This window comes from Streptomyces sp. NPDC020742, assembly GCF_040641675.1.
Taxonomy (GTDB): Bacteria; Actinomycetota; Actinomycetes; order Streptomycetales; family Streptomycetaceae; genus Streptomyces.
Genome location: NZ_JBFAEA010000007.1, coordinates 131,381 through 145,076, shown reverse-complemented (window position 1 = coordinate 145,076; position 13,696 = coordinate 131,381). Strand labels below are relative to the sequence as shown.

At 72.2% G+C, this 13,696-nt stretch carries 10 protein-coding genes; 7 read left to right on the top strand and 3 right to left on the bottom strand.

Going from position 1 to position 13,696, the window contains the following annotated elements; genetic code table 11:
- Window positions 1–5 precede the first annotated feature (5 nt).
- Entirely contained in the window at window positions 6–725 is a 720-nt protein-coding gene (locus AB0G84_RS15530; protein ID WP_361320274.1) for a TetR family transcriptional regulator, read from the top strand.
- Between the two features lie 283 nt (window positions 726–1,008).
- Window positions 1,009–4,029 (top strand): excinuclease ABC subunit UvrA, encoded by a 3,021-nt coding sequence (gene uvrA, locus AB0G84_RS15525; RefSeq protein WP_361320272.1) that lies wholly within the window; start codon window positions 1,009–1,011, stop codon window positions 4,027–4,029.
- 292 nt (window positions 4,030–4,321) lie between these two features.
- On the opposite strand, the gene AB0G84_RS15520 is transcribed toward uvrA, so the two are convergent.
- Window positions 4,322–5,323 carry a carbohydrate kinase gene (locus AB0G84_RS15520; protein WP_361320270.1) on the bottom strand — a complete coding sequence of 334 codons (1,002 nt, stop codon included), beginning with the start codon at window positions 5,321–5,323 and terminating at the stop codon, window positions 4,322–4,324.
- A complete protein-coding gene (locus AB0G84_RS15515) occupies window positions 5,320–6,366 on the bottom strand; it encodes a LacI family DNA-binding transcriptional regulator (RefSeq protein ID WP_361320268.1) in 1,047 nt (348 codons plus the stop codon). The genes AB0G84_RS15520 and AB0G84_RS15515 overlap by 4 nt, the downstream gene beginning before the upstream one ends.
- Window positions 6,367–6,694: 328 nt before the next feature.
- Here AB0G84_RS15515 and AB0G84_RS15510 point away from each other — a divergent pair, with 328 nt between their 5' ends.
- Window positions 6,695–7,108 carry a Rieske (2Fe-2S) protein gene (locus tag AB0G84_RS15510; RefSeq protein ID WP_361320266.1) on the top strand — a complete coding sequence of 138 codons (414 nt, stop codon included), beginning with the start codon at window positions 6,695–6,697 and terminating at the stop codon, window positions 7,106–7,108.
- An 81-nt stretch (window positions 7,109–7,189) separates the two neighbouring features.
- Here the strand turns inward: AB0G84_RS15510 and AB0G84_RS15505 are convergent, their stop codons facing one another.
- Window positions 7,190–8,128 (bottom strand): hypothetical protein, encoded by a 939-nt coding sequence (locus AB0G84_RS15505; protein WP_361320264.1) that lies wholly within the window; start codon window positions 8,126–8,128, stop codon window positions 7,190–7,192.
- A gap of 404 nt (window positions 8,129–8,532) precedes the next feature.
- Between AB0G84_RS15505 and uvrC the strand changes: the two genes are divergently transcribed.
- Genes uvrC through whiA form a run of 4 tightly spaced genes read left to right on the top strand, consistent with a single transcriptional unit; the run spans window position 8,533 to window position 13,593 of the window.
- Complete coding sequence (gene uvrC / locus AB0G84_RS15500; protein ID WP_361320262.1) at window positions 8,533–10,605, top strand: excinuclease ABC subunit UvrC; 2,073 nt, start codon at window positions 8,533–8,535, stop codon at window positions 10,603–10,605.
- Window positions 10,602–11,555, top strand: coding sequence for an RNase adapter RapZ (gene rapZ / locus AB0G84_RS15495; RefSeq protein WP_361320261.1), 954 nt, complete (start codon window positions 10,602–10,604; stop codon window positions 11,553–11,555). The genes uvrC and rapZ overlap by 4 nt, the downstream gene beginning before the upstream one ends.
- Window positions 11,552–12,613, top strand: a complete 1,062-nt coding sequence (yvcK, locus tag AB0G84_RS15490) for a uridine diphosphate-N-acetylglucosamine-binding protein YvcK (RefSeq protein ID WP_361320259.1) — start codon at window positions 11,552–11,554, stop codon at window positions 12,611–12,613. Before rapZ ends, yvcK begins: the two co-directional genes overlap by 4 nt.
- Window positions 12,604–13,593, top strand: coding sequence for a DNA-binding protein WhiA (whiA, locus tag AB0G84_RS15485; protein ID WP_018091880.1), 990 nt, complete (start codon window positions 12,604–12,606; stop codon window positions 13,591–13,593). The genes yvcK and whiA overlap by 10 nt, the downstream gene beginning before the upstream one ends.
- Window positions 13,594–13,696: the final 103 nt, after the last annotated feature.

The following is a 13,696-nucleotide window of genomic DNA, read 5'->3' as shown; positions in this document are numbered from 1 at the left end:
GGGGCATGGTGGACGAGCGGCCGCACGGCGGCGGGCGGGCGGCCGGTGCCGCGGGGGGCGCCGGACGGCAGGAGGAGGCGGGCCCCGGTGTGGAGGACGCGGGGCTGACGCTGCGGGAACGCAAGAAGCTGGTCACCCGCCGGCGGATCTCCGGAGAGGCCACCGTGCTGTTCATCCGGCACGGCTTCGACAACGTCACCGTCGCCGAAGTGGCCCGCGCCGCCGAGGTCTCCACGATGACCGTCTTCAACTACTTCCCGCGCAAGGAGGACCTCTTCCTCGACCGGATCCCCGAGGCGCGGGAGCTGCTCACCCGCGCCATCCGGGAGCGCGGCGCGGACGAGCAGCCGCTGGCCGCGCTGCGCCGGCTCACCCTCGACCTGGTGGCCGAGCGGCACCCGCTGGGGGCGGTGGGGGAAGGGTTCGAGCACTTCTGGCGCACGGTGCTGGACTCGTCGGCGCTGCGGGCCCGGGGCCGTGAGGCGGTCGAGGAACTGGAGGGTGTGCTCGCCGGGCTGCTCGCCGAGGCGGCGGGCGGGGACGGCGGGCGACCGGACCACGGCTCCCGGCTGGCCGCGGCGCTGATCGTCGCGGGGATCCGCGCCGCCTACGCCGAGGCCCTGCGGCGGCAGCTGCGGGGCGACCCGGTGGAGGTGGTGGCCGCGGAGCAGGTCGAGGTATTGCGGCGGACCTTCGACGCGCTGGAGCGGGCGCTGCCGGCTTGACGGTGGGGGCGGTCCGTGCCGAGGGGTGTTTGCGCAGCGTACGGGCGTGCGGGGGAGCGGGGAAGGAAGCGGCGCCGCCACACGTTTGGGTGAAGAGGGCTAGCGAGCCCCGTAAATCGAATGCGCGTGCTATAGGCTCGTGAGTGGCATCCCCAAGACAGTGCCGCGACGGGCCCCATACCCTGGGGCGGGGCTCCGCTTCGCTTCGCCGCCTCTGCTCATCACCGTGCGGCGGACGCCGAGCCGCGGCTCCCTCCCCCCTTCACGAAAGGTGCCGACCGGCGTGGCCGACCGTCTCATCGTCCGTGGCGCTCGCGAGCACAACCTCAAGAACGTCTCGCTCGACCTCCCCCGCGACTCCCTCATCGTCTTCACGGGGCTCTCCGGGTCGGGCAAGTCCTCGCTCGCGTTCGACACGATCTTCGCCGAGGGGCAGCGGCGCTATGTCGAGTCGCTCTCCTCCTACGCCCGGCAGTTCCTCGGGCAGATGGACAAGCCCGATGTGGACTTCATCGAGGGCCTGTCCCCCGCGGTGTCGATCGACCAGAAGTCGACCTCGCGCAACCCCCGCTCGACGGTCGGCACGATCACCGAGGTCTACGACTACCTCCGCCTGCTCTTCGCGCGGATTGGCAAGCCGCACTGCCCCGAGTGCGGACGCCCGATCGCCCGGCAGTCGCCGCAGGCCATCGTCGACAAGGTCCTGGAGCTCCCCGAGGGCAGCCGCTTCCAGGTGCTCTCGCCCCTGGTCCGGGAGCGCAAGGGGGAGTTCGTCGACCTCTTCGCCGACCTCCAGACCAAGGGCTACAGCCGGGCGCGGGTCGACGGGGAGACCATCCACCTCTCCGAGCCGCCCCAGCTCAAGAAGCAGGAGAAGCACACCATCGAGGTGGTCGTCGACCGCCTCACGGTCAAGGACAGCGCCAAGCGCCGGCTGACCGACTCCGTCGAGACCGCCCTCGGGCTCTCCGGCGGCATGGTCATCCTCGACTTCGTCGACCTGGAGCCGGACGACCCGCAGCGCGAGCGGATGTACTCCGAGCACCTGTACTGCGCCTATGACGACCTGTCCTTCGAGGAGCTGGAGCCCCGCTCCTTCTCCTTCAACTCGCCCTTCGGCGCCTGCCCGGACTGCACCGGCATCGGCACGCGGATGGAGGTCGACCCCGAGCTGATCGTCCCGGACGAGGACCGCTCGCTCGACGAGGGCGCCCTCCACCCCTGGTCCGGCGGCCACACCAAGGAGTACTTCGGCCGCCTGGTCGGCGCGCTGGCCGATGCCCTCGGATTCCGTACGGACATCCCCTGGGCCGGGCTGCCCGCCCGCGCCAAGAAGGCCCTGCTGCACGGCCACAAGACCCAGATCGAGGTGCGCTACCGCAACCGGTACGGCCGTCAGCGCGCCTACACCACCCCCTTCGAGGGCGCGGTCCCGTTCGTCAAGCGCCGGCACTCCGAGGCGGAGAGCGACAGCAGCCGCGAGCGCTTCGAGGGCTATATGCGCGAGGTGCCCTGCCCGACCTGTGAGGGGACGCGGCTGAAGCCGATCGTGCTCGCCGTCACGGTCCAGGAGAGGTCGATCGCCGAGGTCGCGGCCATGTCGATCAGCGACTGCGCCGATTTCCTGCGCGGGATGAAGCTCAACCCCCGTGAGAAGAAGATCGCCGAGCGGGTCCTCAAGGAGGTCAACGAGCGGCTGAAGTTCCTGGTGGACGTCGGCCTGGACTACCTCTCGCTGAACCGCGCGGCCGGCACTCTCTCCGGTGGCGAGGCCCAGCGCATCCGCCTGGCCACCCAGATCGGCTCGGGCCTGGTGGGCGTGCTCTACGTCCTCGACGAGCCGTCGATCGGACTGCACCAGCGCGACAACCACCGGCTGATCGAAACCCTGGTACGGCTCCGCGACATGGGCAACACCCTGATCGTGGTGGAGCACGATGAGGACACCATCAAGGTGGCGGACTGGGTCGTCGACATCGGCCCGGGCGCGGGTGAGCACGGCGGCAAGGTCGTGCACAGCGGCCCGATGAAGCAGCTGCTGGCCAACAAGGAGTCCATCACCGGTCACTACCTCTCCGGGAAGAAGTCCATCCCGACGCCGGACGTGCGCCGGCCCGCCGATCCGTCCCGCCGCCTGACGGTGCACGGCGCGAAGGAGAACAACCTCCGCGACATCGACGTGCCCTTCCCGCTGGGGGTGTTCACGGCCGTCACCGGTGTCTCCGGCTCCGGCAAGTCGACGCTGGTCAACGACATCCTCTACACCCACCTCGCCCGTGAGTTGAACGGCGCCAAGTCGGTGCCCGGGCGGCACACCCGGGTCGCCGGCGACGACCTGGTGGACAAGGTCGTGCACGTCGACCAGTCGCCGATCGGCCGTACCCCGCGCTCCAACCCGGCCACCTACACCGGCGTCTTCGACCACGTCCGCAAGCTCTTCGCGGAGACGATGGAGGCCAAGGTCCGCGGCTATCTGCCGGGGCGCTTCTCCTTCAACGTCAAGGGCGGTCGCTGCGAGAACTGCTCCGGCGACGGCACGATCAAGATCGAGATGAACTTCCTCCCGGACGTGTACGTGCCGTGCGAGGTCTGCCACGGCGCGCGCTACAACCGCGAGACGCTGGAGGTCCACTACAAGGGCAAGTCCATCGCCGAGGTGCTGGACATGCCCATCGAGGAGGCACTGCGCTTCTTCGAGGCGGTGCCCACCATCGCCCGGCACCTCAAGACGCTGCACGAGGTCGGCCTCGGCTATGTCCGCCTGGGGCAGTCCGCGCCGACGCTCTCCGGTGGTGAGGCGCAGCGCGTCAAGCTCGCCAGCGAGCTGCAGAAGCGTTCGACGGGCAGCACGGTCTACGTCCTCGACGAGCCGACCACCGGTCTGCACTTCGACGACATCAGCAAGCTGATCAATGTGCTCTCGGGGCTGGTCGACAAGGGCAACACGGTGATCGTCATCGAGCACAACCTCGATGTGATCAAGACCGCGGACTGGGTCATCGACATGGGCCCCGAGGGCGGCAACGGCGGCGGACTGGTCGTCGCCGAGGGCACCCCGGAGCAGATCGCCTCGATCCCGGCCAGCCACACCGGCAAGTTCCTGCGGGAGATCCTCGGCGACCGCGTCAGCGATGCCGCGACGGTCGCGGGGGCCGACAACCCCGGACCGACGAGCCGGCCGGCCGCCAAGAAGGCCCCGGCGAAGAAGGCCGCGGCCACCAAGACCGCGGCCACCAAGACGGCGGCGGCGAAGAAGACCGCGGCCAAGAAGACGACGGCACGGGCCCGCAAGGCCGCTTCCTGAGCGACAGCGACGCGCTCACAGCGATGCGCCGATAGCGACAGCAACGCGCCTACAGCAACGCGCCGACAGCGACGCGCCGACGCTCCGGGCACGGCGAGACGGCCGCTCGACGGGCCGCCACCACCCCATCCGGGGACGGTGGCGGCCCGTCATCATGGCGCGGGCAGGGACCGCCGGGCGCCCCTCAGCCCCGCCGCCGTCCGCCAGGCACGGTCGTCACACGCCCGCCCCGGGACCACACACCCGGTGGGCCGGCCACAGTTCCCGGGGCGCCCCGTGGGACGTGTGCTGGTCAATGGGCCGCCAACTCCGTCGCGAAGGGCGGTTCCGCGCCCGCGCGTGAGCAGGTGAGCGCGGCAGCCCGGGCGGCGAAGCGGAGGATGTCCTCCCACTCCTTCTCCCCGAGGGCCGCGACGGCCGCGTACGACAGGGCGTCGTGGGCCTCCAGCCGGTGCAGCAGTGCCGCGTTGACGGTGTCGCCGGCGCCGATGGTGTCGACGACGGTGACCCGTTCCCCGGGTACCGTCAACTCCCGGCCGCCCGCCGTCAGCACGGTCAGCCCCGCGCCCCCACGGGTGATCACGATCGCCGCCGGCCCCGCGTCCAGCCACCCGCGAGCCGCGGCCAGCACCGCGTCCCCGTCCCCGTCCCTGTCGCCGTCCCCGTTCCCGTCTCCCTCCCCGCCGCCCGCTGCCGTCCCGGCCAGCCACCCCGCGTCCTCCTCCGACACCTTCAGCAGCGCGACATCGGGGAGCCAGGACCTGAAGCGCGCCCGGTAGGCCTCATGGTCGGGGATCAACCCCGGCCGGATGTTGGGGTCGAGCGCGGTGAAGACACCGCGCCGGGCCTCGCGGCGAAGCAGTGCCTCATAGGCGCTCGCCCCCGGCTCCAGGACGAGCGAGCAGGTGCCCAGGGAGAGCGCGCGCACCCCTTCGGGCAGCGCCGTCGGCAGCGCGAAGAGCCGGTCGGCGGTGCCGTCGGCGTAGAAGCCGTAGCCCGCCGAGCCGTCCGGGCCGATGGTCGCCACCGCCAACGTGGTGGGCTCACCGCCGCGCTGCACCAGCGAGGTGTCCACCCCGCCGTGGCGCAGCCCGTTCAACAGCGCCTCCCCGAAGCCGTCGGTCGAGACCCGGGAGCAGAACGCGGTGGGCGAGCCCAGCCGCCCCAGGGCGACCGCGGTGTTGTACGGCCCGCCGCCGCGGCGTGGCAGCAGGGCCGGCAACGCGCCGTCCAGGGTGGGCTCTTGTGGGCTGGGCACGAGGTCCATCAGGGCCTCGCCGGCAACGACGATCACGGTGTGCGCTTCCTTTCCTGGGTGGCCCGGGGAGCGGCCGGGGCGGTGTCGGCGCAGCCGCACGAGGTGCGGTGCACAAAGGTGCAGGGCAGACGGACGGTGCGCGGGGGCCGGTCCGGCTCCTGAAGCCGTTCCAGCAGCAGCCGGACCGCCGCGGCCCCGATCTCCCTGCTGGGCTGGGCGATCGCGGTCAGCCGGGGGGCGAACAGATCGGCCCAGGAGAAGTCGTCGAAGCAGGCCAGGGCGATGTCACCGGGCACTTCCCGGCCCAGCTCGCGCAGCGCCCGGAGGGTTCCGATGGTCATCGCGTTGTTGGCGGTGAGGAGCGCGGTGGGCGGCTCGGGGGCGGCCAGCAGCTGGTGGGTGGCGTCCTGGGCGCCCGCCGCTTCGGAGTTGCCGGTGGCGAGGAGCTCCGGGGCGAACGGCAGCCCGCGGGCGCGCAGCCCCTCGCGGTACCCCTGGACCCGCTCGGTCGTGGTGCTCAGCCCGGGCAGCCCGGCCACCAGGCCGATCCGGGTGTGCCCCGCCTCGGCCAGGTGCTCCACCAGCTGGCGCACTGGTCCGGTGTTCTCGGCGCACACCTGGTCGTACTCGTCACCGACCAGCCGGTCGAGGAAGACGGTGGGGACTCGGCGCCGGGCCAGGTAGCCGGTCATCTCGGCGGGCTCCGCCGAGGGCGCGACGATCATGCCGTCCACCCGACGCTCGTGCAGCAGTTGGACGATCGTGCGCTCATGCCGCGGATCGTCGTGCGGATCGGCGATCAGCAGGCCGTAGCCGGCCTCCAGCGCACCGGCCTCGACGCCCTGCAGGATCTCGGTGAAGTACGGGTTGCTGATGGCGGAGACCGCCAGGCCGATGGAGCGGGTGCGGGAGGTGACCAGGGAGCGGGCCAGCGTGTTGGGCACATAGCCGAGCTCCTCGATGGCGCCCAGTACCGCGGCGCGGGTACCCGGTCGCACCGGCCGGGTGTCGTTCAGCACGTGCGAGACCGTGGCGACGGACACCCCCGCCCGCCGTGCCACATCCGCCATCGTCGTCATCCGGCTCGTCCTCCCCGCGTGCGGGACCCCGCGGCGGCGCCCTCGGCCGCCCTGATCGCGGTACCCGGTACGCGTCGCACCTGTCGCACTCGTCGCATCTGTCGCACCTGTGGCTCCGGTCGTTTCGGTCGTCCCGCGAATCCACACCTTACGAGCATCGCCCCCTGCACGTAAACGCTTGCGCAATCGCTTACGTGCAGCAGGTGCGCCGGATGGGGACGGGCGAGCAGGGCCTGCCGCGCGGACCCCGGCCCGGCCGGAAGCGGAGCGGTCTGCCCCGGTATCGTCGAGGGCCGCAACCGTCTCCCTCTGCCCCCTGGAGCACACCATGAGCCAGTCCCCTGCCCGCCGGACCGTGCTGCGGGGGGCGGCGCTGGCCGGCGCCGCCGGCTTCGGACTGGCGGCCTGCTCGCCCGGCGACTCCGGAGCCAATGCCTCGGCGGCGCCCGACAAGCCGGTCGAGCTGGGGCCCGCCGCCGACGTCCCGGTGGGCGGCGCCAAGCTCTACCGCGAGGACCGGCTGGTCGTCTCGCAGCCCGCCAGGGGTGACTACAAGTGCTTCAGCGCCAAGTGCACGCACGCCGGCTGCATCCTGTCGGAGGTCGAGAAGAAGGAGGGCAGCTGCCCCTGCCACGGCAGCCGCTTCGACGTCACCACCGGCAAGGTCGTCCAGGGGCCGGCGTCCGAGCCGCTCCCGGAGGTCCCGGTCAAGGCCAAGGACGGCAAGCTGATCGCCGGCTGACCCGGCTGACCCGGCTGACCCGGCTGACCCGGCTGACCCGGCTGACCCGGTCGGCGCCCGGGGCGTCCCGGGCGCCCGGTGTCACGCCCAGTCCCAGCCGATCCCCAGAATCCCGGGCCGTACGCCCTGCTCCACGACGTGCACGGTGTGGTGCGGACCGGTGAGCGTCAGCTCCCGCTGCGCGGTGCGCGGGGCGCTCGCCGAGGTCTGGGCGACGCGGCGGCAGCGCAGCGGCAGCGCCGCTTCGTCGAACCGCACCTGCAGGACGTACTGGCCGCCGGCGAAGCCGAAGCCGCGCAGGTACTCGGCGCTGGGTCCGCCGCTGCCGTCCTCGAAGACATAGCCGAAGACATGGGTGTCGCCGGCCCGCAGCCGGGTGTCGAAGAGCAGCTCGGCGACCACCAGCCGGGCCCCGGCGTCCCTCCGTACCCGTCCCAGCCGGCAGTTCTCCCCGGTCCGCACCCGCACCCGGGACGGATCGCAGCCCGCCTCGCCCCGGTGGATGGCGACATAGCGGTCCACGCCGTCCCGGTGCGCGCGGACCACCTGGAGCGACTCCCGCTCGACTAGCTGGCGCCGGGGCCCGATGCGGACCCGCTCGTGGTGGCCGACGGTGTGCAGCCCGCCGTCCGTCGGGGCCGCCAGCTCGGCGAACAGCTGCTGGAGCGCGCCGGTGGGCGCCACCAGTGAGCGGTACGAGCGGGCGGCGGGCCGCCCGGCCTCCGGACCGTTACCGCCCTCGGGGACCAGCAGCCGGTGCAGCGAGCGCGCGGGCAGCTCCAGCACCTCCTCCAGCGCGCGCACCGCCCGCAGCGACTCCGGGCGCTGGGGCCGCCTGGCACCCTGCTGCCAGTAGCTGAGGCTGGTCACGCCGATGGTGATGCCGCGCTGGGCGAGCTTGTGCTGGACGCGGGTGAGGGCGAGTCCCCGGGCGGTGAGCGCAGAACGGAGCGCGAGATGGAACGGGCCGGTGCGCAGCAGCTGCGCGAGTTCGGCCGACTGGGGAGCGTTCTGTGCCATTGCCTCAATCCTCCGGCGCGCGGGTGAACGTTCACCACCGGATCGCACGCCGCGTGCTCTGCCTGCCTGTTCACTGCAGTACGCCGGGCACCGGCCGTTCACACCCGGGGCCCGCGCGTCCACACCCCCATGTCATCCCGCATTGAAGCGTGTTGACCTGCCTGCGACAACACCTGGTGCTCCTTCGCCAGGATCCGGATGTGCTCCGCTCACCGTTGCGGCCGGTACGGAGGTCGGGCCGGTGCGGCGGCCGGGGGCGTGCCCCGCGCGGGCGCCGATCATGGCCGCGCCCCCCGCGCTCCTCCCCGCTGGGCACGACCCCTGCCGGCCCGCCGTCCCGCCTGCCCGGGGCGGGTGTGGTCCGGAAGCCGTGATTGTCGGTGGCGGTCAGTAGGGTGGTGGGCATGGCAGACCCCAGCAGCTACCGACCCAAGCCGGGACAGATCCCCGACTCGCCGGGGGTCTACAAGTTCCGCGACGAGCACGGCCGGGTCATCTACGTCGGCAAGGCCAAGAGCCTGCGCCAACGCCTGGCCAACTACTTCCAGGACCTGGCCGGACTCCATCCGCGCACCCGCACGATGGTCACCACCGCCGCGTCCGTGGAGTGGACCGTCGTCACCACCGAGGTCGAGGCGCTCCAGCTCGAATACAGCTGGATCAAGGAGTTCGACCCCCGCTTCAACGTCAAGTACCGCGACGACAAGAGCTATCCGTACCTCGCGGTGACCCTCAACGAGGAGTTCCCGCGCGTCCAGGTCATGCGCGGCGCCAAGAAGAAGGGCGTGCGGTACTTCGGCCCGTACGCCCACGCCTGGGCCATCCGCGAGACCGTCGACCTGATGCTCCGGGTCTTCCCCGTACGGACCTGCTCCGCCGGGGTGTTCAAGCGCTCCGCCCAGATCGGCCGCCCCTGTCTGCTGGGCTACATCGGCAAGTGCGCGGCCCCCTGTGTCGGCCGGATCTCCGCCGAGGACCACCGCGAACTCGCCGAGGAATTCAGCGACTTCATGGCCGGCCGCACCGGTGCCTACCTCCGCCGCCTGGAGCGGCAGATGCAGGAGGCCGCCGAGGAGATGGAGTACGAGCGCGCCGCCCGGCTGCGCGACGACATAGGCGCGCTCAAGCGGGCCATGGAGAAGAACGCGGTGGTGCTCGCGGACGCCACCGACGCCGACCTGATCGCGGTGGCCGAGGACGAGCTGGAGGCCGCGGTGCAGATCTTCCACGTCCGCGGCGGCCGGGTCCGCGGCCAGCGCGGCTGGGTCACCGACAAGGTCGAGGCGGTCACCACCGGTGACCTGGTCGAGCACGCCCTGCAGCAGCTCTACGGCGAGGAGCAGGGCGACGCCGTACCCAAGGAGGTCCTGGTCCCGGCGCTCCCCGAGCCCGTCGAACCGGTCGCCCAGTGGCTGACCGAGCGCCGCGGCTCCCAGGTCTCGCTGCGCATCCCGCAGCGCGGCGACAAGAAGGACCTGATGGCCACGGTCGCCCGTAACGCCCAGCAGGCACTGGGACTGCACAAGACCAAGCGCGCCTCCGACCTGACCACCCGCTCCCGTGCCCTGGAGGAGATCGCCGAGGCGCTCGGCCTGGATTCGGTGCCGCTGCGCATCGAGTGCTTCGACATCTCCCACCTCCAGGGCGAGGACGTGGTCGCCTCGATGGTGGTCTTCGAGGACGGTCTCGCCCGGAAGAGCGAATACCGCCGCTTCCAGATCAAGGGCTTCGCGGGGCAGGACGATGTCCGGTCCATGCACGAGGTCATCGGCCGCCGCTTCAAGCGCTACCTGCAGGAGAAGCAGAAGTCGGGGGAGTGGACGCAGCAGCCGGAGGACGACGCCCCCGCGGACACCGTCGACGCCGTGGCCACGGAGGCCGAGGGGGCGGATCCGTCCGCCGGCCGGCCGGTCGACGACGACGGCCGCCCCAAGCGGTTCGCCTACCCGCCGCAGCTGGTGGTGGTGGACGGCGGCGCCCCGCAGGTCGCGGCCGCCCGCCGGGCGCTGGACGAGCTGGGCATCGACGACGTCGCCGTCTGCGGCCTGGCCAAACGCCTCGAAGAGGTCTGGCTCCCGGAGGACGACGACCCGGTGGTGCTGCCGCGCAGCAGCGAGGGCCTGTACCTCCTCCAGCGGGTCCGCGACGAGGCCCACCGCTTCGCGATCACCTACCAGCGCAGCAAGCGCACCAAGCGGCTGAAGTCCTCGCCGCTGGACTCCGTGGCGGGCCTGGGCGAGAGCCGCCGCCAGGCACTTCTCAAGCACTTCGGCTCGTTGAAGAAGCTGCGGGCGGCGACCGTCGAGGAGATCTGCGAGGTGCCCGGCGTGGGCCGCAAGACCGCGGAGACGGTCGCCGCGGCCCTGGCCGGAGCGGCACCGTCCGCTCCCGCGGTGAACACCGCCACAGGAGAGATCATTGAGGATGACGGGGTCCCACCGGCCGCGTTGTCGGCAGAACGGGGGCAGGAACGATGAACACAGAGCACGAACCGCAGGAAACCGAGAGAGACGGTGCACAGGTGAGTACGGGCACGATGCGCGAGTCCGACCAGGGCGAGAGCGCCGCGATCCCCGAGCTGGTGATCATCTCCGGGATGTCCGGCGCCGGCCGCAGCACGGCCGCCAAGTGCCTGGAGGACCTCGGCTGGTTCGTCGTGGACAACATCCCGCCCGAGCTGATCCCGCCGATGGTCGAGCTGGGCGCCCGCTCCCAGGGCAATGTCGCCCGGATCGCGGTCGTCGTCGACGTCCGTGGCCGCCGCTTCTTCGCCAACCTCAAGGAGTCGCTGGCCACCCTGGACGCGCAGAACGTCAAGCGCCGCATCGTCTTCCTGGAGTCCTCCGACGAGGCCCTGGTGCGCCGCTTCGAATCGGTGCGCCGTCCGCACCCCCTCCAGGGCGACGGCCGGATCGTCGACGGCATCGCCGCCGAGCGTGATCTGCTGCGCGAGCTGCGCGGTGACGCCGACCTGGTCATCGACACCTCCAGCCTCAACGTCCATGAACTGCGCGCCAAGATGGACGCCCAGTTCGCCGGCGAGGAGGTCCCCGAACTCCGCGCCACGGTGATGTCGTTCGGCTTCAAGTACGGCCTGCCGGTCGACGCCGACATGGTCATCGACTGCCGCTTCATCCCCAACCCGCACTGGGTCCCCGAGCTGCGCCCCTTCACCGGCCTGAACGACGAGGTATCCACCTATGTCTTCAGCCAGCCCGGCTCCAAGGAGTTCCTGGACGGCTACGCCGAGCTGCTGCGGATCGTCGCCGAGGGCTACCGTCGCGAGGGCAAGCGCTATGTGACCATCGCCGTGGGCTGCACCGGTGGCAAGCACCGCAGCGTCGCGATGTCCGAGAAGCTCGCCCGGCGTCTGGTCTCCGAAGGGGTGGAAACCGTCGTCGTCCACCGGGACATGGGGCGCGAGTGACCGGCCGCACACCACGGCTCCGCCGGGTCCGCAGGTTCGTACCCAGCGTCCGTACGACGAAGGGCGCCACGCCCAAGGTGGTGGCGCTCGGCGGCGGCATGGGCCTGTCCGCCTCACTGGCCGCGCTGCGCCGGATCACCGGCGACCTCACCGCCGTGGTGACGGTCGCCGACGACGGCGGCTCCAGCGGCCGGCTCCGCGACGAGCTGGGCGTGCTGCCGCCGGGCGACCTGCGCAAGGCGCTGGCCGCGCTGTGCGGCGACGACGACTGGGGCCAGACCTGGGCCCGGGTGATCCAGCACCGCTTCCAGAGCGAGGGCGAGCTGCACGACCACGCGGTCGGCAACCTGCTGATCGTCGCCCTGTGGGAGCAGCTGGGCGATCACGTCCAGGCGCTGGACCTGGTCGGCAAGCTGCTCGGTGCGCACGGCCGGGTGCTGCCCATGTCGGCGGTGCCGCTGGAGCTCCAGGCCCAGGTCAGGGGCCATGACCCGGAGCATCCGACCGAGGTCTCCACGGTCCGCGGTCAGGCCACCGTCGCGCTCACCCGCGGCGAGGTGCAGTCCGTCCACGTCGTCCCCGAGGACCCGCCGGCGGTGCCCGAGGCGGTCGCCGCGGTGCGCGACGCCGACTGGGTGGTGCTCGGCCCCGGCTCGTGGTTCTCCTCGGTGATCCCCCATCTGCTGGTGCCCGAGCTGCGGGAGGCGCTGGAGGAGACCAAGGCCCGAAAGGTCCTCTCCCTCAACCTCGCGCCCCAGCCGGGCGAAACCGATGGCTTCTCCCCGCAGCGTCATTTGGAGGTTTTGGCCCGACACGCCCCTAAACTCGCCTTCGACGTGGTGCTGGCCGACCAGGCCGCCGTGCCCGACACCGAAGGTCTGACGGTTGCCGCCAAGCAACTCGTCGGCAGCGAGGTCGAGCTGGCGGCGGTCGCGGCACAAGGAGACGACGCCCGGCAGAGTGCCGGGGGAGCCCCCGACCGGCACGATCCGGAGCTGCTGGCAGCCGCGTACGACCGTATTTTTCGGATGCATGGAAGGATCGGCCCATGGCGATGACGGCTGCGGTGAAGGATGAGATCTCCCGGCTCCCCGTCACCCGGACCTGCTGCCGGAAGTCGGAGGTCTCGTCGATCCTTCGGTTCGCGGGCGGTCTGCACCTGGTCAGCGGGCGCATTGTGATCGAGGCGGAGCTGGACACCGGCATCGCCGCCCGCCGGCTGCGCAAGGACATCCTGGAGATCTTCGGCCACAGCTCCGACCTGGTGGTGATGGCTCCCGGAGGGCTGCGGCGCGGCAGCCGCTACGTCGTCCGCGTGGTGGCCGGGGGCGACCAGCTCGCCCGGCAGACCGGCTTGGTCGACGGCCGCGGCCGGCCCATCCGGGGGCTGCCCCCGCAGGTGGTCTCCGGCGCGACCTGTGACGCCGAGGCGGCCTGGCGCGGCGCGTTCCTCGCCCACGGCTCGCTCACCGAGCCCGGCCGCTCCTCGTCCCTGGAGGTCACCTGCCCCGGCCCCGAGGCGGCGCTCGCCCTGGTCGGCGCGGCCCGCCGGCTGGGCATCGGCGCCAAGGCCCGCGAGGTACGCGGCGTGGACCGGGTTGTCGTCCGTGACGGTGATGCGATCGGCGCGCTGTTGACGCGGCTCGGTGCCCACGAGTCGGTGCTCGCCTGGGAGGAGCGGCGGATGCGCCGCGAGGTCCGGGCCACCGCCAACCGCCTGGCGAACTTCGACGACGCCAACCTCCGCCGCTCGGCCCGCGCCGCGGTCGCCGCCGGCGCCCGGGTCCAGCGGGCCCTGGAGATCCTCGGCGAGGAGGTCCCCGAGCACCTCGCGGCGGCCGGCCGGCTGCGCATGGAGCACAAGCAGGCCTCCCTGGAGGAGCTGGGTGCCCTCGCCGACCCGCCGCTGACCAAGGACGCGGTCGCCGGCCGGATCCGCCGGCTGTTGGCGATGGCCGACAAGCGCGCCCAGGACCTCGGCATCCCCGGGACCGAGTCCAACCTCACCGAGGAGCTCGCCGAGGGCATGGTCGGCTGACGACCGGCGCCTCGCACCCCTACCGGGACGTCTCCTCGCACCCTGCCGGGCTGCCTCCTCGCAACCCGCCGGGCTGTCTCCTCGCAACCCCTGCCGGGCTCCC

What these genes read in the sequence shown, in the direction of transcription:
- uvrC (WP_361320262.1), top strand. Translation starts at nt 8,533, where the DNA reads ATGGCAGACCCCAGCAGCTACCGACCCAAGCCGGGACAGATCCCCGAC.
- AB0G84_RS15530 (WP_361320274.1), top strand. Translation starts at nt 6, where the DNA reads ATGGTGGACGAGCGGCCGCACGGCGGCGGGCGGGCGGCCGGTGCCGCG.
- rapZ (WP_361320261.1), top strand. Translation starts at nt 10,602, where the DNA reads ATGAACACAGAGCACGAACCGCAGGAAACCGAGAGAGACGGTGCACAG.
- whiA (WP_018091880.1), top strand. Translation starts at nt 12,604, where the DNA reads ATGGCGATGACGGCTGCGGTGAAGGATGAGATCTCCCGGCTCCCCGTC.
- AB0G84_RS15505 (WP_361320264.1), bottom strand. Translation starts at nt 8,128, where the DNA reads ATGGCACAGAACGCTCCCCAGTCGGCCGAACTCGCGCAGCTGCTGCGC.
- AB0G84_RS15515 (WP_361320268.1), bottom strand. Translation starts at nt 6,366, where the DNA reads ATGACGACGATGGCGGATGTGGCACGGCGGGCGGGGGTGTCCGTCGCC.
- AB0G84_RS15510 (WP_361320266.1), top strand. Translation starts at nt 6,695, where the DNA reads ATGAGCCAGTCCCCTGCCCGCCGGACCGTGCTGCGGGGGGCGGCGCTG.